The organism is Bacillus sp. TH19, assembly GCF_016651075.1.
Classification (GTDB): domain Bacteria; phylum Bacillota; class Bacilli; order Bacillales; family Bacillaceae_G; genus Bacillus_A; species Bacillus_A mycoides.
This window is the reverse complement of record NZ_JAEKEO010000007.1, coordinates 1,110,999-1,130,071: the sequence shown is the minus strand read 5'-3', so window position 1 is coordinate 1,130,071 and position 19,073 is coordinate 1,110,999. Positions and strand designations below refer to the sequence as shown.

The window sequence follows — 19,073 nt, the reverse complement described above, 5'->3', positions numbered from 1 at the left end:
TACTACACACGTAAAAAGCTAGAGGTTCCCCTAGCTTTTTACGTGTTTTAAATATCCTCTTTGCGCAATCATAAAGTAAATTGTAGAAGCTAAAATATATGCTCCAATTACTATCGCACCTGATTTCCACAAATCAATATAAAGCATTTTTCCTAACGTATGAAGAGCAAATCCACTATGAATTGTACCGATTAAAATTGGGATAAAGAAGATAACACCCATTTGTCGAATTGCAATTTTACGAATTTCTTTATCTGTCATACCAATTCTTTTTAATGACTTAAATTGAATACGATCTTGTTCTTTATCATTAAACCATTTAAAGTATGTCATGCTACAAGCAAAGAAGAAGAACAGTACTGCTACGAAGAAGCCGATGAACATTGTAATTGCTCCACCTTCTCTTATATCTTTATAAGCGAACACTGCGTTTCTCAATTCCCCTTGCTTTTCTGGTGCAATTTCCTTTTTCAAATCTAGCACAAGGTCTTCCGTACTTTTCCAGTCTTCAATATAATAACCATAATATTTCGTCTTTTCTTCATCTGGTACGAGCTTTTCGTATTTCTCAAAATCTTGATCATTCACAATGAGATATTCGCTATCATTAAAAACAGAATATGACGTTGGCTCATTTAATTGAGCAGACTGCTTTTGTCCGTTGATTGTAAATTCATACGGTTTCGTACGATCTATCTTCATAAGTTCATTTGCTGCATCAACCATAACCATCGTCGCACTACCTGGTGCATTATGAACCTCTGTAATTTGCTCTTTCTTTTGTTCACGTACTTCCGCGTTATATTCTTTTTCTGAAATAATCGTCATTGGTACTTCACGTTCACTGTTAAACAACATTATTTTCTGTGTTGCAGGTAGTTTTACGTAAGTTACTTTTCGTGCATCTTCAAACCCATGTTTTTTTACAATCTCTTGTTCTTTTTCTTCATTAATCAGGCTATGCGTATTTAGTCCCTTTTCCTCATATGAAATAGCATGCGGTGTAAGCTCTATCGTTTTCGCACTCATATTTTCAAAATATACATAAAGCGTACCAACCGCTGAAGAAACAACCGCCGTAATAATAGAAATAACAAATAGAAAACGAGCATTATCTTTCATTTTATAAATAAGATTGCTAAGTACAAACATATTGGGATACGTATAAAAAGATTGTTTTCGTTTTTGCAATGCCTTTAATACGACTGTACTACCTTGTGTAAACAGTAAATACGTTCCGCCTATCGTCAGCCCTACAATCGGTAAAAACAGTATGATAAAATTCATAAATGTCACTTGGAAGCTAAGTACATATGCAACAATAATACATCCTATACCAACTACACATAACGATGTAAATGCAAAAGGTTCTACTTTTTGTTTTCTTGCTTCTCTTAATAAATCAATAATTTGCAAGCGCCCTACTGTCCAAACACTAAACAATGATAGGATTAAAAATAGAATAAAGTATACACCAGCTGTAATAAGAATTGCTTTACTATTCCATACGAGTGGAAGTGTTTTATCTATTTTCAATATTACGCTTAATGCTTGGAAAAATAATTTTGAACAAAGCATGCCAAGCCCAATACCTACTACAATTGCAATACTACCTAACATAAGCTGTTCTAATATAATCATTCGGCCAAGTTGAGATTTTGTTCCGCCTATTAATGTTAATAGACCAAACTCTTTTTTTCTTGCTCGTAAAAATGTTGAATTTGCATATAAAATAAAGAGTGCTGAGAAGATGACTACAATATAATTCATCGATTCTAGCCCTTTTGAGATCATATCCCTCATACTAATATTACCGCTTACGACATCTGGATGATAAATGAAGGAAGCATACATGAAAAATACGACAATCGATAAACAGCTACTAATAAGAAACGCTTTATAATTACGCCAATTTCCTTTTACGTTATTAAGCGCGAGCTGGCGAAAGTTCATGATATTCTCCTCCTAGCATCGCAAGTACATCCAGAATTTCTTGGAAAAAGGCTTGTTTCGTTCTTCCCTTATGTATTTCTGAGAAAATTTCTCCGTCGCGAATGAAAAGAATACGTTCGCAATAACTCGCCGCTACTGGATCATGCGTTACCATTGCAATTGTCACTTTCTTTTGTTCATGCAAATCTTGCAACGCGCTCATTAATGATTTCGCTGACTTAGAATCTAGGTTTCCTGTTGGCTCATCCGCTAAAATTAATGCTGGTTCATGAATAATCGCCCTTGCAGCTGCTGCACGTTGTTGTTGTCCACCTGATACTTCGTATACTTTTTTATTTAAAATTTCTTCAATGTTTAAAAACCTCGCAATTTCAAGTACTTTCGCATCAATTTCTTTTACAGATTTCTTCGCCATTACAAGCGGCAAAATAATATTTTCTTTAATCGATAATGTATCAAGTAAGTTGAAATCTTGGAAAATGAATCCTAGATGTGTACGGCGAAATTCCGCCAATTTTGCAGCACGCATTTGATTAATTTCTTCACCATTTACAAGCACATGACCTGAAGTTTGCTTATCAATTGTTGCTAATAAATTTAAAAGCGTTGTTTTTCCGCTTCCTGAAGGCCCCATAATCCCTACAAACTCGCCTTCTGCAATTTTAAAATTTATATCATTTAAAGCAGTCGTCGCTACTGAACCTTTTGATTGGTACACCTTTGTTAATCCTTTTACTTCAAGAACACTCATTTCTAATCCCCCTACGTGTTTTCTTCTTACATTTACTATAAGAAAAATAAGAAAAAGAAACGAGTGATTTCCCTTACAAAACGTTTTGTTATCTTACAGTTTTGTCATTTTTCTCATTAATGTATGATATTCTTCATCTTTTGCAAATTGGAACGTAACTGTTGTTCCTTCCCCTTCAGTTGATTGTACATACACTCCATGATGTAAATTACCGCAGATTTCCTTCGTAATATATAAACCCATACCTGTCGCTTCCCTTGTTTTACGGCCGTTTATTCCCGTAAAGAACGGATCAAATATACGCTTTACATCTTGCTCAGGAATACCAATTCCATTGTCCTTAATATGTAATAACACCTTTTGATCTTTCTCTTCAATTTGAAATTGAATTTCTTTTTTCTCTGCTTCTGAAATTTTTGTATACTTAATTGCATTCACAACAATTTGGCTCATCGCGATACTAAGCCACTTTCTATCAGACGCAATCATACAAGTCTCTTCTTCAAACATCATTTTCGGAAATACAGAAGATTGAATGAACGACTTCCGATTTTCATTAATAATATCTCGAATGACCTCTATAACATTTACTACTTCTACTTTATAGTCTTTCGAAAATTGATCTAACCTTGCCATATGTAACGCTAAATCTAACCCATTTAAAATACGGTTATTTTCTTCACGAATACTTTCAATCGTTCCCCTTGCTTCACGGTGCTCCTTACCATATTTCTGTAACAATAATTCAATAACGGATACTGGTGTTTTCATTTGATGGATCCACTGGTTCATAAAAATCATTTGCTGTTGCTCTTTTGCATGCTGCTTATGAACTTCATTCATATATTGCTGCCTTAATAGCGTAAACGCTTCAACAACCATTTCTTGCTCTGACGTATAAGAAGTATCGATAAGTAAAGAGTCATGTAATGTATGTCCACCGGCAATATACTGTTCTATCCTCTTTAAAAACACACTTCGTTTTCGGTAATCGTAAATAAGGTATACACTAAACACAACTGTCCCTAATAAAAGTCCGTATAACCATGTACTCCAGTCCAGCGCACGCTTTTCTAAAAGGCTTTGCAACTGCAATACGAGTCCAAATAAACAAAGGCTTATAATGTAAGAAAGGATTAAGGAAAAACGTTCTATGAGGTAATTTTTAACCTTCATGCCCTTCGCCCCACTCAGTAAGAAGAGCATAACCGTACCCACGCTTTGTGACAATTGCATTTTTAATGCCTAACTCCTCAAGTTTCTTCCTTACACGCTTTACATTCACGGTTAATGTATTATCATCAACAAAAGCTACTTCATCCCATAAAGCCTCTAACAGCTCTTCACGTGTCACGTATTGATTTGCTTGTTTCATTAAACATTCTAATAAATAAAACTCATTTTTTGTAAGTTCCGTTTGTTGACCTTTCCACTCTACTGTGTGCTGTGATGGGAATAATAACAATCCATTAACACCTAAGCAGTCACTTTCCGCGGCCAAAGCATACTCACCATACCCGCGGCGGAGTGCACTTTTCACCTTTGCCATTACAATATCTAAATGGAATGGCTTTGTAATGTAATCATCTCCGCCATTTTCAATCGCCATTACTTGATCCATTTCCCCTGTTCTTGCAGAAACAAAAATAATCGGCGCATTCGATACAGTGCGGATTTGGCGGCACCAGTAGAAGCCATCAAAGTATGGTAAATTAATATCAAGTAACACAAGATGAGGACTTACTTTTACAAACTCATCTTTTATATGCCGTAAATCGCTCACTCTGAAAGATTGATATCCATACCTTTCTAAATGCTCCTCTAATATCTCTGCAATTTTTTCATCATCTTCTACAATTAATATTTTATACATATTCCTTTTCTCCCCATAAAATATTCTTCTAAAATCACTCCTTTTTCTATTATAAATTGAAACTTTAATCAATGGGGATTTTTTCCTATATCGACTTATGGTTCACCTATATGAATTGGGTTTTTACTGGACTCAAATAACGAAAAAAAAAAAGACCGCCATATTTCGGCAGTCTTAATCGATAAATTCAAATTGATATTCAAGAATTTTCACAATATCTCCGTCTGTTGCACCACGTGCACGAAGGGCTTCATCAATACCCATTCCACGCATTTGACGAGCAAATCGGCGTACAGATTCATCACGTGAGAAGTCTGTCATCTTGAATGTTTTCTCAATGTCATAACCAGAAATAACAAATGTGCCATCACTTTCGCGTGTAATTTCAAAATTAGATTCAGATTCAAATTTGTACATTACACTTGCTTCAGATTCTTCTACATCATCGTACATTGGGAATTCTGGTGTTGTTTCTAATAAGTTCGCTACTTCAAATAGTAAGTCACGAACACCTTGTTTCGTTACAGCTGAGATTGGGAAAATTTTCACTTCGTCTCCCAATTTCTCTTTAAATGCTTGTAAGTTTTCTTCTGCATCTGGCATATCCATTTTGTTTGCAACAACAACTTGTGGACGCTCAGTTAAACGCATATTGTATTCTTTTAGTTCATTATTGATTGTGACATAATCTTCATATGGCTCACGTCCTTCTAAACCAGACATATCGATAACGTGTACAATTACACGTGTACGTTCGATATGACGTAAGAATTGGTGTCCAAGTCCAACGCCGGAGTGTGCGCCTTCAATTAGTCCAGGAAGGTCAGCCATAACGAAGCTGCGGTTATCACCAGTTTCAACAACACCAAGATTCGGAACGATTGTTGTAAAGTGATATTCTGCAATTTTCGGACGTGCTGATGATACAACAGATAATAATGTAGATTTACCTACACTTGGGAATCCAACAAGTCCAACATCTGCTAGCACTTTAAGTTCTAGCGTGACATCACGTTCTTGACCTGGTTCCCCGTTCTCAGCGATTTCTGGCGCTGGGTTCGTCGCTGTTGCGAAACGTGAATTACCACGGCCACCACGGCCACCTCTTGCGATTACAGCTGTTTGTTCATGCGTTACTAAATCGGCAAGAATTTCACCTGTTTTTTCATCTTTCACTATTGTTCCTGGTGGAACCTTTACGATTAAATCTTCAGATTTACGACCGTGCTGACCTTTACTCATTCCGTGCTGACCGCGATCAGCTTTGAAATGACGTTGGTAGCGGAAGTCCATTAATGTACGTAAGCCTTCCTCAACAACAAAAACAACATCTGCACCTTTACCACCGTCGCCACCTGCTGGGCCACCTTTAGGTACATACTTCTCACGACGATACGCAACCATTCCGTTACCACCGTCGCCGCCTTTTACATATATCTTGACCTGATCTACAAACATTATTTCACCACACTTTTTTCGATTAGTTGTAATATAACTGAGACTTCTTCGTCTCGTACTGTATAAGAAATGGAATACCATTTATTGTTTTCGTTCGCAAGCCACGTTTGTAGTTCTTCTACATTCGTTAGCTTTCCACGAAAATCAAAAAAGAAACGAGCATTCTCCGCGTCACTTTCAATTGTGATACAAACATAATTTTCAACATATACGTCTAAACTATGCTGAAGCATTAAGAAAAACTGATTCGTCCATGTACATACAGTCTCATCTAGATGAGATAAGTTATGTAATTTCCCTAATACTTCGTACTCCAATAAGCACGGTTGCTGTTTCCAATTATATGTTAAAATCCACTCTGAAAATAAAGGCATTGATAGCCCCATCAGATTGGATTCTTGTCTCGCTTCTTGGACAAAACGATCGATGAGCCTATGAATCTCTTCCACTTTTCCAAGGGAAAGATTTCCTTTAACCATCTGCAAACGATTGAGCCAATCATGTCTCGAGTGGCTCAACGCATCTATAATTGTCCATTTTTCATTCATTTAGATACCCCTTAATATAGAAAAACTCTAACCTGCACTCAGGTTAGAGTTTTCCGTGAGTTCTTATGCTTCTTGAGCAACAGGATATACGCTCACTTGTTTGCGGTCACGACCAAGACGCTCAAAGCGTACTACGCCGTCAACTTTCGCGTATAAAGTGTCATCGCCACCACGACCAACGTTAACACCTGGATAAATTTTTGTACCGCGTTGACGGTAAAGAATTGAACCACCTGAAACCGTTTGACCATCTGCGCGTTTAGCACCAAGACGTTTTGACTGAGAGTCACGACCGTTCTTTGTACTACCTACACCTTTCTTAGATGCGAAAAACTGAAGATCTAATCTTAACATACGTTACACCTCCTGCACTTTTTCTATTAAACGGATATACTTTCCGTAATCAAGTTCAATCGTCTTAAGTGAAACAACCAATCCTTCTAAAAGTATTTGTGCTTTTTCTGCTGTATGAACGTCTAAATCATTAGGCAATTCATACGTCAAGAATCCGCCATCACTTCCGAGTTCAATAGTTGCCTGCACATTACAAAGTTCTTCCACTGCATTTATAGAACCAAACACAACCGCTGTAGTTCCAGCACAGACAAGATCTTGTCCATGTGGCGCATAATTGGCATGTCCAGTCATTTTAAATGATCGGATACTTCCTAGTTTCGTGCGACTTATCGTAATCTTAATCATCTTAACCAGAATTAAGCGTTGATAGCTTCAACTACTAGCTTAGTGTAAGGTTGACGATGACCTTGTTTCTTACGATTGTTCTTTTTCGCTTTGTATTTGAAAACGATGATTTTCTTAGCGCGACCTTGTTTTTCAACTTTCGCAGTAACTGTTGCACCCTCTACAACTGGGCTACCAACTTTCACGTTTTCGCCACCAACGAAAAGAACTTTGTCAAAAGTAACAGTTTCACCAGCTTCAACATCTAATTTTTCAATGTAGATTGCTTGACCAGCTTCAACTTTAATTTGTTTTCCACCTGTTTCGATAATTGCGTACATACTTGCACCTCCTCTTAATTACTAAGACTCGCCAAAAACGAGGTAGACATAAAATGTCTTTAGGGAACCTGTCTTGTGCGGTTGTAGCATATAGCAGTTTAGGTGCTATAAACTATAACATAAAAATATTACCATGACTCATTGACTATTGTCAATGAATGTTCTGCTAACTATTTTTTCCGTTCTACAATTTCTTTCTTACTTCCAAAACGGATAATAGCGTACTTTTCGATAATATCATCTTTGAAATAAATTTCAAATGGAATATTTTTTTGTAATTCTTTTTGTGAAAAATGTTTTTGTACTTTTTTTGAAGCACCAATCAATACAGCTTCATCCTCTATATTACCATAAGTAATAAGCTCTCTCTCTAGCTCATACGCAATTGTTTCATTAGATATAACGTAACCTGTCGCTTTACAAGGCGCACACTCTTCTAATAATACGTCACGTAACGAATGTTTCTTGCGCTTACGCGTCATCTCTAAAATACCTAACTCTGTAAACCCAAGCACTCTTGTATATGTGCGATCATCTTGTAAAGCTATCATTAAACGCTCTCTTACCTTCTCTTTATCTTCCCGTCTTTTCATATTAATAAAATCAATTAATATCATCCCGCCAATATCACGAAGTCTTAATTGACGAGCAATCTCTTCAGCAGCCATTTCATTTGTGCGAAATACGGTATCTTGTAAATTTTGTTTTCCAGTAAATTTACCTGTATTCACATCAATTACAGTCATCGTCTCCATTTGTTCTACAATTAGATAGGCACCATTTGGTAGCCACACAATTTTTTGAAGTGCTTTCTCGATTTCACGATCTATTCCAAAGTGGTTAAACATCGAAGATTTTTCATTATAAAAGGATACTCTTTCTTTCCCTACTTTTTCTTCTAATTCTTTTACTATACTTCTCGTATCTACAACTATTTTTTCAATTGTTTCAATTGGGTTCTCCTGAAATACACGATCTAAAAACGTCGCTGGTTGATGAAGTAGTAAGGGCGCCTTCCCTTGATCTTCTTTTCTTTTTAACTCTTCATATAACTGCTGCAACCCTTGCATTTCAGCTTGTATTTCATCGATCGTTCCTTTTTCAGAAGCAGAACGGAAAATGTATCCACCTGTTCCTTCTACTTCAATTCCCAGTAACTGTTGTCTTCTTTTATTATTTTTTATTTTCCGAGAAACAGCGCGCATGTCATCATAGGGCATGTAAACGACATATTTTCCGGTAACTTCTATCTTCGCCGTTAATTTTGGCCCCTTCGTATCAATTGCCTCTTTCACAACTTGTACAAGTATCGCCTGTCCTTCATGTATGCGATATGAAGATGGTACATCATCAAATGAAAGATATGCATGTTTTTCTAATCCGATATTTACAAAGGCTGCGTTCATTCCAGCAATTGTTCTTACGATACGCCCAACATAAATATGTCCGACAATCTCCTGCTCTTCATTCCGTTTCCATAAAAGCTCTACAATTTTTTGTTTCTCTTCTATCGCAACACGCTTTTCCGAACCAGTGTAGTTAATATATAACGTCTTCAAAATTCTTTCCTCACTTTTCATTTCTTTTCCTTACAATATAAAAGGTTAGTGTCGTCGTCAACACTAACCAATTAATTCTTCAACAGATGAGGTTGTTCGTTTTTCAGCAAAATACGCATACAACAATTCATTTTCGTCCAATGTGTAATGCTCTTTATATTTTCCATGGACGATAATAGAGTGTTTATATCCTCTGCGAAATTTTGTGAAAATCGTATATAAATGATCTTCCGTTTTCACCTCAATAGGTGCTATTTTTTCAATATCTCTTTTATTCCCATAATAACGCTCTAATAAAAAACGCATAAATGCGTACCGTCTTTGTTTCCATTCTTGATATAAAGAAATCGCTAGAAAAACGAGTAATACCCACATCATAATGTTATTACTATTCCAAAGTAACTGCCATCCTAATATTACACTAAAAAAAACACATGACAATTTCATCATCTTTTCATGTGCTTGTAAATAGGGAAAACGATATGATAATACATTAAATAATACTTTTCCACCATCAAGTGGCCAAATAGGCAATAAATTAAACCCTAAAATAATGACATTATTCCATACAAAGAAATGGTACAAATCGTCAGTTACCCAGCCCGCTTTATACAAAATGTAAGCGACCGCAATCATCCATATATGCTGAATTGGCCCCGCCATAACGACAATTAATTCTTCTTTTAAAGATTTATTCCCATGTTCTTCCATCTCAACTACGCCACCAAACGGCAAAAGCTGAATTTGTTTAATACGCCAATTATAATACGCTGCGGCAAAAGCATGCCCAAGTTCATGAACTAAAACGATACAAAATAGTAATAGTAACTCTTTAAAACGTGCTGTAAAAATACCAATGACAATAATAACCCAAAACAACGGATGCACAGAAATTTTCGTGAAAACATCCCTATATTTAATCAAATGAAATCACCTGAATTGGATCAATAAATTTTTCATTCTTTTTTATTGCAAAATAAAATTTGCCATTTTTATTATTTTCATCATTACTCACTATTCCAATTTTTTGTTTCTTTGAAACGTAATCATATAATTTTACTGACATATCATTTAAATTTGCATACCATGACTCCGTACCATCAGCGTGCTGAATTTGAACTGTATTTCCAAGTTCCTCTTTCTTGCCCGCAAAAACAACTATACCTTCATTTACTGACTCCACCGTTGCATTTGTAGCCGTTTGAACAAATACACCCTGGCCGTTTTTTTGAAATCCTTGCATCACCTTTCCAGAGGCAGGAATCGCATAATCCTTTTGCTGAATAGCCTCTTCTTTTTTCTCATTTGGAGAAAAGAACACGAGAGGTTTTCCAAACTGATTTTCATACCATTTCGATATAGTAGCAAATTGAAATTCTTCTTGCATAACTTTTTCTGTAACAGCTCTAGTACCATCAAAAGAAGAAGGTGCGTTCTTAAATAAAATAGCAACCGAAAGAACTAATATTGCTGATAGCAAAACTTTGAAGAGAAAAACTTCTTTTCGAAATAGAGGATGAATTTCCTTCTCCCCCTCTTCAATAAAGACCGTTTCGCTATCAAAATCTCCTCCCGCAAAATACTGCTCTTCTTCTAGCAATTCTTGCTCTGCTTTCCTTTTCGCAATCCGCTTTTTAATTTCTTCCACACGTCTATTCTTCATACTGTCTCCTTTCTTTCGTTAGCCTTATTCAAATAGAAACAGTTATATACAGTTTGTACATATGTATGAGTTATAGAAGGAAGATATTCATGCGAAGAAAAAAGAAAGCACTCCGCATTTATGCGAAGTGCTTTTAACGGATTCCAAAGAAATTTTTCATCTTTGTAAATACCGATACTTTTTCTTGTTCAAATGCTTGTAATGGTACATTCTCACCTAACAAGCGTCTTGCAATATTACGATAAGCTATTGCTGCTTTCCCGCTAGGTTGCAGCGCTACAGGTTCACCTGTATTCGTAGCACGAATAACTTCATCATCATCCTCGACAACTCCAAGAAGCTCGATTGACAGTGTACGTACAATTTCATCAACGTCTAACATATCCTGTTCATGAAGCATATGACTACGCACACGGTTAATTACAAGTTTCGGTGGTTCAATATCCTCTTTCTCTAAAAGCCCGATAATACGATCCGCATCACGCATTGAGGATACTTCTGGTGTTGTTACAACGATTGCTTTATCCGCACCTGCTACTGCATTTTTAAACCCCTGCTCAATCCCCGCAGGACAATCAATTAATATGTAATCATAATCTTGACGTAATACTTGTATTAATTCATCCATTTGTTCAGGTGTTACCGCCGATTTATCGCTCGTTTGTGCTGCAGGTAATAAATAAAGATCATCAAAACGCTTATCTTTAATAAGAGCCTGAGGTAAACGACAACGCCCTTCAACGACATCAACAAGATCAAATACAATACGATTTTCTAGCCCCATTACTACGTCTAAATTGCGTAAACCGATATCTGTATCAATTAAACACACTTTTTTTCCAGATAACGCAAGGGCTGTACCAATGTTCGCAGACGTTGTAGTTTTACCTACTCCGCCTTTTCCAGATGTAATTACTATTGCCTCTCCCACAGCTATACAATTCCCCTTTCTAACTTTGTTAAATTAGGTCTAAGATGAGTGAGAAGTTGCAGGCGATCGACAACAATGTGATTATTCTCATTAATGTACGCACATTCTGCCGCCTCTGCTCCGTCTTCTTTCTCTTCCGGAGCCCGCATTGTCACATCACTAATTCGGAGTTGCATAGGGTTCATAATAGATGCAGCAATAACAGCTTCTGAATCTCCATCATACCCCGCATGTGCAATTCCTCTTAATGATCCCAAGACAAAAATATTCCCCCCAGCGATAACCGTTCCGCCTGGATTAACATCTCCAATTAATAATAAATTGCCTTTTACATGTAACACTTGTCCAGAGCGAACAATTTTGGAAATAGGGACAATTTCTGTTTCTTCTTTCCAAGCTATTGCTTCTGCTTTTGTTATAACATCACTTTCGATTGATTCTACAACAAGGTTCTTCTTATTGCGAATTAACGTACGAATCTCTTCTTGTTGTACTTCTGTTAAATAGCGATTTCCTACTTTAACACGCACTTCAATTAAAGAACGTCCGTCACTCTCATAGTAATGTGTAGAAAGCTTTTCATCCAATTCTTTTAGTAGCTCAGAGAATGAACAGCAATCATCTAAATGAAGTGTTATTCCATCTTTTGTCCCTTTTATCGTTACATTTTGTTGCTTTTTTTCTTCCACTAAAGTTCACCCCACCGATTCAATTCGACATAAAATTAGAAAATCCTTTTTTCTTTTTCTTCTATCGCTTTTGAAAGACGCACTAAATATCGTCTCAGTGGGAAACAAACTATTAATAAGAAAATTCCATTTAGCAATAAAGTAGCAAGGAGACGATCTGTGAAAAAGACAGATGCTGACATGTGAGTACGTCCTAACAAAGTTAAAAACCCATACACATAATACTCTAATGCTGCAATGCCAGCCAGTACGATAGAAGCGACAATAAATAAATTCAATTGTAATACTTTCATCACACTATAAACTAAATAAGCTAAAATCGGATAAGCAAATATATATATACCGACAAGTTCCGTGTATACGGTATCAAATAAGAAACCAAATAATAGTCCGTAGTAAATCCCTTGAACCGGACTATAGTACACTGTAATAAAACATAACACAATTATAAAGAAATGCGGTGCTGCTATACTGCCTTTCCAAAAGACGTCTGTTGGAACAACAGTAGAGAACATATTTTCAAATAAAAAAACAAAAAGGAGCAAAAGAGGAAGAGCTGCTCTTTTTAAAATCGTCATCATCTCTTCTCTCCCTCCTATTCTAACGGCGCTGTAGGCATATCACGTTTTGCAACTATAATATGCTCTACATCATTCAAATCAGCGGATGGTTTTACATAAGCCGTTTTTGTTAAACCGTATGGATCTGGCTGAACATCAACAATTTTCCCAATCGCAAGACCTTTAGGGAAGATATCACCAAGTCCAGATGTTACAACTAGTTGATCTTTTTGTACCTCTGCATCAGAGCTAATCTTTGTGAAAAGAAGTAGTTGTTTTTCTTTATCGTAACCTTCAATTAATCCAAAGATATTTTCTTGTCCTTGTACAATAGCAGAAACACGGTTTGTTCGGCTCATCGAACTTAACAACTCTACTGACGATGTAAACTGAGATACACTTTTTACGCGTCCAACTAAACCTTTCGGAGTTACAACAGCCATATCTTTTTTGATCCCTTGCTGTGCTCCTTTATCAATTCCAACTAAATCGTACCATTTATCGGGATTACGAGAAACCACACTAGCTTGTACTTCCGTATAATCACCACGGGACTTTTCTTTACCAGTTAATTCTCGTAGTTTTTTATTCTCATCGTCTAAATTTTTCACTACGGCAGATAAATCTGCGGTAGAATCTAATTTTGCTTTCAGCTTTTTATTCTCTTCATACGTGCGCTTTACATCTTCTACATTCTCGAAGAATCCGGCAACATAATTCGCTGGCTTTTGGAATACACGTTCTACAACACCGACAGTATCTTTTATAAACTGCTCTGGCCATGATAAACTGTTCCGTTCTTTCAATGAGATTCCAATCAATGCCACGAGAAGAATAATACTAACTAACAAAACAATTAATCTTTTGTTTAAGAAAAACTGTGGCACGTTCACACCCTCTTAATTTCATTGATTTTTATTTTGCAATATTATCGAGCAGCAGTTTTGAAAAGGTCGATATTGTCTAATGCTTTACCCGTTCCAATTGCTACGCAATCTAATGGATCCTCTGCAACAAGAACTGGCATATTTGTTTCTTCACTAATAACTTTATCTAAGTTACGTAGTAATGCCCCGCCACCCGTTAATACGATACCGCGGTCCATAATATCCGCTGCTAATTCAGGTGGAGTTTTTTCTAACGTATTTTTAACTGATTCTACAATTGCATCTACTGTATCTTTTAATGCATCTGCAATTTCTTCTGGTTGAATTAGTACTGTTTTCGGTAAACCACTTACTAAATCACGACCGCGAATTTCCATAGGCTCAATACCTTCTGGCTCGCCTGCAGAACCGATTTCTAATTTTAGTGCTTCTGCTGTTCTTTCACCAATCATTAAGTTGTAGCTTTTCTTAATGTACTGAATGATTGAATCGTCCATATCATCACCAGCAACACGAACTGATTGACTTGTTACAATACCACCTAAAGAAATAATTGCAACTTCTGTTGTACCACCACCGATATCAACAACCATACTACCAGTCGGCTCCCAAACAGGTAAGTTTGCACCAATTGCTGCTGCAAATGGCTCTTCGATTGGATAAGCATCACGAGCACCAGCTTGACGAGTCGCATCGATTACTGCACGTCTTTCTACAGCTGTAATACCAGATGGTACACATACCATTACGTATGGTTTACGTGAGAAGAATCCATTTGATTTTTGAGCTTGTTGAATGTAGTATTTCATCATTATTGCTGTTGTTTCGTAATCAGCAATTACACCATCTTTCATAGGGCGAAGTGCCACTACGTTTCCTGGTGTACGACCAATCATTTGTTTTGCATCGCTACCTACCGCAACGATTTGTTTCGTATCAGTTTGTAATGCTACTACTGAAGGTTCACGTAAAACTACACCTTTCCCTTTCACATATACAAGCGTATTCGCTGTTCCTAAGTCTATTCCAAGATCGCGAGTAAATCCACCAAATCCAAACATATCATTTATCTTCCCTTCTTATTTTCACGGACTCATTTTTCTTACTTTATATTTATAAAAACAGTACGTTTTTTTATATCTGCATCCTTTTTGTAGATAATTTTCTACAAAAAACTCATAAATCACATTATAAAACAAAATAAGTAAAAAGAATAGTCTTAAATATGACCTTTTTCCTTTAAACTCACGAATTTATGGTCACCTATTATGATATGATCAAGTACTTCAATTCCGATAATTCGACCACATTCTACTAATCGTTTTGTAACTTCAATATCTTCACGGCTCGGCGCCGGATCTCCTGAGGGATGGTTATGAAGACATATAATAGAGGCTGCTGCCCGACGGAACGCTTCTTTAAAAACTTCCCTTGGGTGCACAATCGACGTATTTAAACTTCCAATAAAAATAGTTTGCCTATGTATAACTTGATTTTTCGTATTCAAATATAAACAAACAAAATGCTCCTGTTGCAAAAAACGCATCTCTTCCATCATATAACTCGCACAATCTTCTGGACTTCGAATACTATATCTATTTTGATATTCTAAACGTACCATTCTTCTACCTAATTCAAAAGCAGCCATAAGCTGCGACGCCTTTGCAATCCCAACACCATGAATGCTCATCATCTCTTCTAACGTTGCATCCTTTAACATTCGTAAGCCGTCAAAATGATGGAGAATATTATCTGATAACGTTAACACCGTTTCTTCTTTAGAACCCGTTCTGAGTAAAACTGCAAGAAGTTCTCGATTCGATAAACTTCCTGCTCCTTCTAACAATAAACGCTCCCGTGGCTGTTCTTCTCTCACAACATCACGAATACCGTTCATCTCTCCACCCCTTTTTTTTACGATTTCTCCTAAAGAAAACCCCATGCAATTTTACGCATGGGTTACATCGCTATCAAACTGTTTTAATTCACGGACAAGACGCGCAATTGGCAAGCCAACTACACTGTAGTAGTCCCCTTGAATATGTTGAACAAAAATAGACCCTTTACCTTGAATTCCATAGCTCCCTGCTTTATCAAGTGGTTCCTTCGATGCAACGTATACGTCTATTTCCTCTTCTGTTAATCCCCAAAATGTTACTTCTGTACGTTCATAAAAAGTTACCGTTTTTTCTTTCGATATAATTGCAACACCTGTGTATACTTCGTGTGTTTTCCCCGATAATAATCGTAACATTTCTTTCGCCTCAGCCTCATTAGACGGCTTTCCAAGAATACGCGAATCATATGTAACAATTGTATCTGCACCTAGTACAACGTGATTACTATGGTTTTCTGCCACAGCAGATGCTTTTTGCAAAGCAAGCGACATAACAATATCAGAAGGTGATGAATATGCACCAATCGTCTCTTCTACTTCACTAACAACGATTTCAAATGGCACATCTGCTAATTCAAGCAGTTCCTTCCTCCTAGGTGACCCTGAAGCTAAAATAATTTCCCTCATATTTTCTCCTTCCCTTCTCACATGAAGCAGAATAATTCAAATCAATCGTATCAAAGGAATAGTTTCCCCACAAATTCTAGAAATATCATTTTCTCTAAACAAAATAATAGTTCTTTTTAAATACGATTATATGCTGCCCATACAGAAAGCACTTTGTTCTAAATTCAAAAGAAAAGAAAGAAGTATATGTACTTCTTTCTTCGTCATTTCATTATCCTATTATTTCACTTTTTGTGAAACCATTTTTTCATACGAAAGTATACCATCAATAATAACTTGATTTAATTTAGCTACAGATTCCTTATCGCTCTTCCCTTCCTTAATCGTTTGCACCGCTATTGACGTATACGTATAAAGCTTCTTTGCATCTTCACGCTTCATACTCTTCCCTTCCTTTTCCATAGCTTTCCACTCTTTTTGAATCGCTTCTATATCTTTTGGATTACTTTTTCCACTAGTTTGTACGCTGGACACATATTTTGCTAAATGAGTATATAATGGCTGCACTTTCGCTAAAAACATTCCTACTTCTTTATCATTTTTGAGCAATGCTTTATCTGTAATATCCCAATTTTTTTTCAAAACTGAAACACCATCTTGCTTATACTGATCTATTAATTGATTAACAGCCTGTTCATCGCTCGTAATAGCAACAACTAACGCATACTTATCACCACTCGGTTTCAAAGTAGCCACGCCCCCATTACTTTTCCACTCTTCAATAGCAGCCTGTCCTTTTTCTTCAGAGGAATAAAGCCCTCCTTGAACGAAAAATAGTTTCATTGGTTCTAATGACGTTCCTACCTGTGCCTTTGGTTTTTCCTCTTTCGGTGTTGGTGTTTGTTCTGCCGTTCCACCCACCTTTTGTTCCTCATTACCTGTCTGCTTCGAAGCCGTTACCTTACCTTCTCCTGTCGTCCCTTGTCCAGTTAATAAATGAATCATACCCATCCCAAATGCAGTACCGATAATTATTGCAGTTGCAACGATTGCGATTATTGTATTGCTCCACTTCTTTCGATATTTTTCCATAGATACTGATTTCGCTTTTTGAAACGGAACTACATTTTTCGGTCTCTCACTTTCTGCTATCATCCAGTCAAACTCATCCTTCTTTTTTTCCTCATACTTCGCTTCTGTTCCATTTACTTTCACCGAGATCGTTCGTGATTGCTTGTCCATACACTCACACCTCACCTCTTGTCATTGTCCGCATCATATCATATTCATTCCACAAAAAAACGAGATATTTGTCAGAGGAATTCGTCAAATAACCCTATATTATTATCTTATATGTATGCATTTGACTTCATTTGTAGAACAAAAAACTAGATAGCAAAGACTATCTAGTTTTTCTCGCGAATATATTTTCTAACTTCGGAAATGAAATACAAAGAACCTGTTATGATAAAAACATCATGTTCTCCTATCCTGTCAACCTTTGTATCAATTGCCTCTTTCCAATCTTCAAAAACTAATTTTGACTCTTGTTGTGAATACGATGCAAGCTTGTCAGCAGAAATGGCACGATCAAAGGCAAACGTCGTAAATATTATTTCATCAGCAACTTTTTCTAATTGCCCTACCATGTTATGTAACTGTTTGTCACCAAGAGCAGTAAATAAAACTATTACATTCTTCTTTTTATAATGTGCCTCTACTGTTTTTACAAGACTTTCAATACCTTCTGGATTATGAGCACCATCTATTATAATATCTGGATTACTTTGTAACTTTTCAAATCGACCAATCCAGTATGCTTCTTGTAAGCCAACTTTCATCTCCTCTTCATTAATTAAAAATGATAAATATGTTTTTAAATACATTACTGCCATAAGCGCTAGTGCTGCATTGCCTACTTGGTGAATGCCTTTCATTGAAATCCGAACATTTTCAAACGAGGCAAATGGACAATCAAAATCAAAGTGTTCCCCATCTTTATTAGAATGTTTATGTAGTGTTGTAAACTGTTTTCCAAGTTCATATAAGCTTGCATGATTTTCCTTAGCAACCTTTTGAATTACTTGCAATGCTTCTTCATTTTTCACACCAGTAATAACTGGAACACCAGACTTAATAATCCCTGCCTTTTCATATGCAATTTCTCCTAGTGTATTGCCTAAAATATGCATATGATCGTGGCCGATATTCGTAATAATCGTGAGAACCGGATGAATAACATTTGTAGAATCAAATCTTCCCCCAAGCCCCGTTTCAAATAAAACAACATCACAGAAATTAACTTTACCGAAATAATAAATTGCCATTACTGTAATGATTTCAAACTCAGTCGCTTCTCCTAAGTCCGTCTCATCTAATTTTTCAACGACTGGCTTTACCATATTTACAAGTTCCGCAATCTCTTCATCTGCAATCGGTATTCCGTTTACACTAATACGTTCATTGAATGTTTCTATGTAAGGCGATGTAAACGTTCCTACTTTATATTTCGCGCCTTCTAACATGTAGCGCATATATGTTAAAGTTGAACCTTTTCCATTTGTGCCGGCAAGATGAACACATTTTATATGACGCTCTGGATTTCCGAGTTCTTCTAACATCCATTGCATTCTTTCTAGCCCTGGTTTTATCCCAAATTTCAATCGGCTATGAATCCAGTTTATCGCTTCTTCGTATGTATGTATCACGTTTGCT

The 19,073-nt window shown here is 36.5% G+C and carries 21 protein-coding genes and 1 other annotated feature; all 21 genes read right to left on the bottom strand.

The window, feature by feature from the left end; genetic code table 11:
• Positions 1–30: 30 nt before the first annotated feature.
• Entirely contained in the window at positions 31–1,953 is a 1,923-nt protein-coding gene (locus JFU54_RS09600; RefSeq protein WP_201064329.1) for an ABC transporter permease, read from the bottom strand.
• The gene (locus JFU54_RS09595; RefSeq protein WP_201064327.1) at positions 1,928–2,704 is read right to left on the bottom strand and encodes an ABC transporter ATP-binding protein; all 777 of its coding nucleotides are present in this window, start codon (positions 2,702–2,704) and stop codon (positions 1,928–1,930) included. The genes JFU54_RS09600 and JFU54_RS09595 overlap by 26 nt, the downstream gene beginning before the upstream one ends.
• Positions 2,705–2,797: 93 nt before the next feature.
• Positions 2,798–3,880: a HAMP domain-containing histidine kinase gene (locus JFU54_RS09590; protein WP_033707976.1), complete on the bottom strand. Its 1,083-nt coding sequence runs from the start codon at positions 3,878–3,880 to the stop codon at positions 2,798–2,800.
• Positions 3,870–4,577, bottom strand: coding sequence for a response regulator transcription factor (locus JFU54_RS09585; RefSeq protein ID WP_002034150.1), 708 nt, complete (start codon positions 4,575–4,577; stop codon positions 3,870–3,872). The genes JFU54_RS09590 and JFU54_RS09585 overlap by 11 nt, the downstream gene beginning before the upstream one ends.
• A gap of 174 nt (positions 4,578–4,751) precedes the next feature.
• Positions 4,752–6,035 (bottom strand): GTPase ObgE, encoded by a 1,284-nt coding sequence (gene obgE, locus JFU54_RS09580; RefSeq protein WP_002015378.1) that lies wholly within the window; start codon positions 6,033–6,035, stop codon positions 4,752–4,754.
• Positions 6,035–6,583, bottom strand: coding sequence for a sporulation initiation phosphotransferase B (locus JFU54_RS09575; protein ID WP_002015377.1), 549 nt, complete (start codon positions 6,581–6,583; stop codon positions 6,035–6,037). Before JFU54_RS09575 ends, obgE begins: the two co-directional genes overlap by 1 nt.
• A 63-nt stretch (positions 6,584–6,646) precedes the next feature.
• Positions 6,647–6,937, bottom strand: coding sequence for a 50S ribosomal protein L27 (rpmA, locus tag JFU54_RS09570; protein WP_000944957.1), 291 nt, complete (start codon positions 6,935–6,937; stop codon positions 6,647–6,649).
• A 3-nt stretch (positions 6,938–6,940) separates the two neighbouring features.
• Positions 6,941–7,285 carry a ribosomal-processing cysteine protease Prp gene (locus JFU54_RS09565; protein WP_002138477.1) on the bottom strand — a complete coding sequence of 115 codons (345 nt, stop codon included), beginning with the start codon at positions 7,283–7,285 and terminating at the stop codon, positions 6,941–6,943.
• Positions 7,286–7,296: 11 nt separating this feature from the next.
• Entirely contained in the window at positions 7,297–7,605 is a 309-nt protein-coding gene (gene rplU, locus JFU54_RS09560) for a 50S ribosomal protein L21 (RefSeq protein ID WP_000270907.1), read from the bottom strand.
• 14 nt (positions 7,606–7,619) lie between these two features.
• Positions 7,620–7,698, bottom strand: a sequence feature (ribosomal protein L21 leader region).
• A 77-nt stretch (positions 7,699–7,775) separates the two neighbouring features.
• Complete coding sequence (locus JFU54_RS09555; RefSeq protein ID WP_002015376.1) at positions 7,776–9,185, bottom strand: Rne/Rng family ribonuclease; 1,410 nt, start codon at positions 9,183–9,185, stop codon at positions 7,776–7,778.
• Between the two features lie 42 nt (positions 9,186–9,227).
• Entirely contained in the window at positions 9,228–10,088 is an 861-nt protein-coding gene (locus JFU54_RS09550) for a M50 family metallopeptidase (RefSeq protein ID WP_002088816.1), read from the bottom strand.
• Positions 10,081–10,827 (bottom strand): M23 family metallopeptidase, encoded by a 747-nt coding sequence (locus tag JFU54_RS09545; RefSeq protein ID WP_002034147.1) that lies wholly within the window; start codon positions 10,825–10,827, stop codon positions 10,081–10,083. The genes JFU54_RS09550 and JFU54_RS09545 overlap by 8 nt, the downstream gene beginning before the upstream one ends.
• A gap of 133 nt (positions 10,828–10,960) precedes the next feature.
• Complete coding sequence (minD, locus tag JFU54_RS09540) at positions 10,961–11,758, bottom strand: septum site-determining protein MinD (protein WP_000503308.1); 798 nt, start codon at positions 11,756–11,758, stop codon at positions 10,961–10,963.
• Between the two features lie 2 nt (positions 11,759–11,760).
• Positions 11,761–12,447, bottom strand: a complete 687-nt coding sequence (gene minC / locus JFU54_RS09535; protein WP_002015372.1) for a septum site-determining protein MinC — start codon at positions 12,445–12,447, stop codon at positions 11,761–11,763.
• Positions 12,448–12,482: 35 nt separating this feature from the next.
• On the bottom strand, positions 12,483–13,028 hold the full coding sequence (gene mreD / locus JFU54_RS09530) for a rod shape-determining protein MreD (RefSeq protein ID WP_002015371.1): 546 nt from the start codon (positions 13,026–13,028) through the stop codon (positions 12,483–12,485).
• A 14-nt stretch (positions 13,029–13,042) separates the two neighbouring features.
• Positions 13,043–13,894: a rod shape-determining protein MreC gene (gene mreC / locus JFU54_RS09525; RefSeq protein WP_002129256.1), complete on the bottom strand. Its 852-nt coding sequence runs from the start codon at positions 13,892–13,894 to the stop codon at positions 13,043–13,045.
• Between the two features lie 41 nt (positions 13,895–13,935).
• Positions 13,936–14,955: a cell shape-determining protein MreB gene (mreB, locus tag JFU54_RS09520; protein ID WP_002015369.1), complete on the bottom strand. Its 1,020-nt coding sequence runs from the start codon at positions 14,953–14,955 to the stop codon at positions 13,936–13,938.
• A 158-nt stretch (positions 14,956–15,113) separates the two neighbouring features.
• Positions 15,114–15,791 (bottom strand): DNA repair protein RadC, encoded by a 678-nt coding sequence (radC, locus tag JFU54_RS09515; RefSeq protein ID WP_002015368.1) that lies wholly within the window; start codon positions 15,789–15,791, stop codon positions 15,114–15,116.
• 51 nt (positions 15,792–15,842) lie between these two features.
• Positions 15,843–16,418 carry a Maf family protein gene (locus tag JFU54_RS09510; protein ID WP_078213503.1) on the bottom strand — a complete coding sequence of 192 codons (576 nt, stop codon included), beginning with the start codon at positions 16,416–16,418 and terminating at the stop codon, positions 15,843–15,845.
• 219 nt (positions 16,419–16,637) lie between these two features.
• Positions 16,638–17,600, bottom strand: a complete 963-nt coding sequence (locus JFU54_RS09505) for a hypothetical protein (protein ID WP_002129259.1) — start codon at positions 17,598–17,600, stop codon at positions 16,638–16,640.
• Positions 17,601–17,764: 164 nt separating this feature from the next.
• Positions 17,765–19,066 (bottom strand): bifunctional folylpolyglutamate synthase/dihydrofolate synthase, encoded by a 1,302-nt coding sequence (locus tag JFU54_RS09500; protein ID WP_002129261.1) that lies wholly within the window; start codon positions 19,064–19,066, stop codon positions 17,765–17,767.
• Positions 19,067–19,073 lie beyond the last annotated feature (7 nt).

Coding starts and splice junctions, on each gene's coding strand:
- JFU54_RS09600 (WP_201064329.1), bottom strand. CDS start 1,953: ATGAACTTTCGCCAGCTCGCGCTTAATAACGTAAAAGGAAATTGGCGT.
- JFU54_RS09595 (WP_201064327.1), bottom strand. CDS start 2,704: ATGAGTGTTCTTGAAGTAAAAGGATTAACAAAGGTGTACCAATCAAAA.
- JFU54_RS09590 (WP_033707976.1), bottom strand. CDS start 3,880: ATGAAGGTTAAAAATTACCTCATAGAACGTTTTTCCTTAATCCTTTCT.
- JFU54_RS09585 (WP_002034150.1), bottom strand. CDS start 4,577: ATGTATAAAATATTAATTGTAGAAGATGATGAAAAAATTGCAGAGATA.
- obgE (WP_002015378.1), bottom strand. CDS start 6,035: ATGTTTGTAGATCAGGTCAAGATATATGTAAAAGGCGGCGACGGTGGT.
- JFU54_RS09575 (WP_002015377.1), bottom strand. CDS start 6,583: ATGAATGAAAAATGGACAATTATAGATGCGTTGAGCCACTCGAGACAT.
- rpmA (WP_000944957.1), bottom strand. CDS start 6,937: ATGTTAAGATTAGATCTTCAGTTTTTCGCATCTAAGAAAGGTGTAGGT.
- JFU54_RS09565 (WP_002138477.1), bottom strand. CDS start 7,285: ATGATTAAGATTACGATAAGTCGCACGAAACTAGGAAGTATCCGATCA.
- rplU (WP_000270907.1), bottom strand. CDS start 7,605: ATGTACGCAATTATCGAAACAGGTGGAAAACAAATTAAAGTTGAAGCT.
- JFU54_RS09555 (WP_002015376.1), bottom strand. CDS start 9,185: ATGAAAAGTGAGGAAAGAATTTTGAAGACGTTATATATTAACTACACT.
- JFU54_RS09545 (WP_002034147.1), bottom strand. CDS start 10,827: ATGAAGAATAGACGTGTGGAAGAAATTAAAAAGCGGATTGCGAAAAGG.
- mreD (WP_002015371.1), bottom strand. CDS start 13,028: ATGATGACGATTTTAAAAAGAGCAGCTCTTCCTCTTTTGCTCCTTTTT.
- mreB (WP_002015369.1), bottom strand. CDS start 14,955: ATGTTTGGATTTGGTGGATTTACTCGCGATCTTGGAATAGACTTAGGA.
- radC (WP_002015368.1), bottom strand. CDS start 15,791: ATGAACGGTATTCGTGATGTTGTGAGAGAAGAACAGCCACGGGAGCGT.
- JFU54_RS09510 (WP_078213503.1), bottom strand. CDS start 16,418: ATGAGGGAAATTATTTTAGCTTCAGGGTCACCTAGGAGGAAGGAACTG.
- JFU54_RS09505 (WP_002129259.1), bottom strand. CDS start 17,600: ATGGACAAGCAATCACGAACGATCTCGGTGAAAGTAAATGGAACAGAA.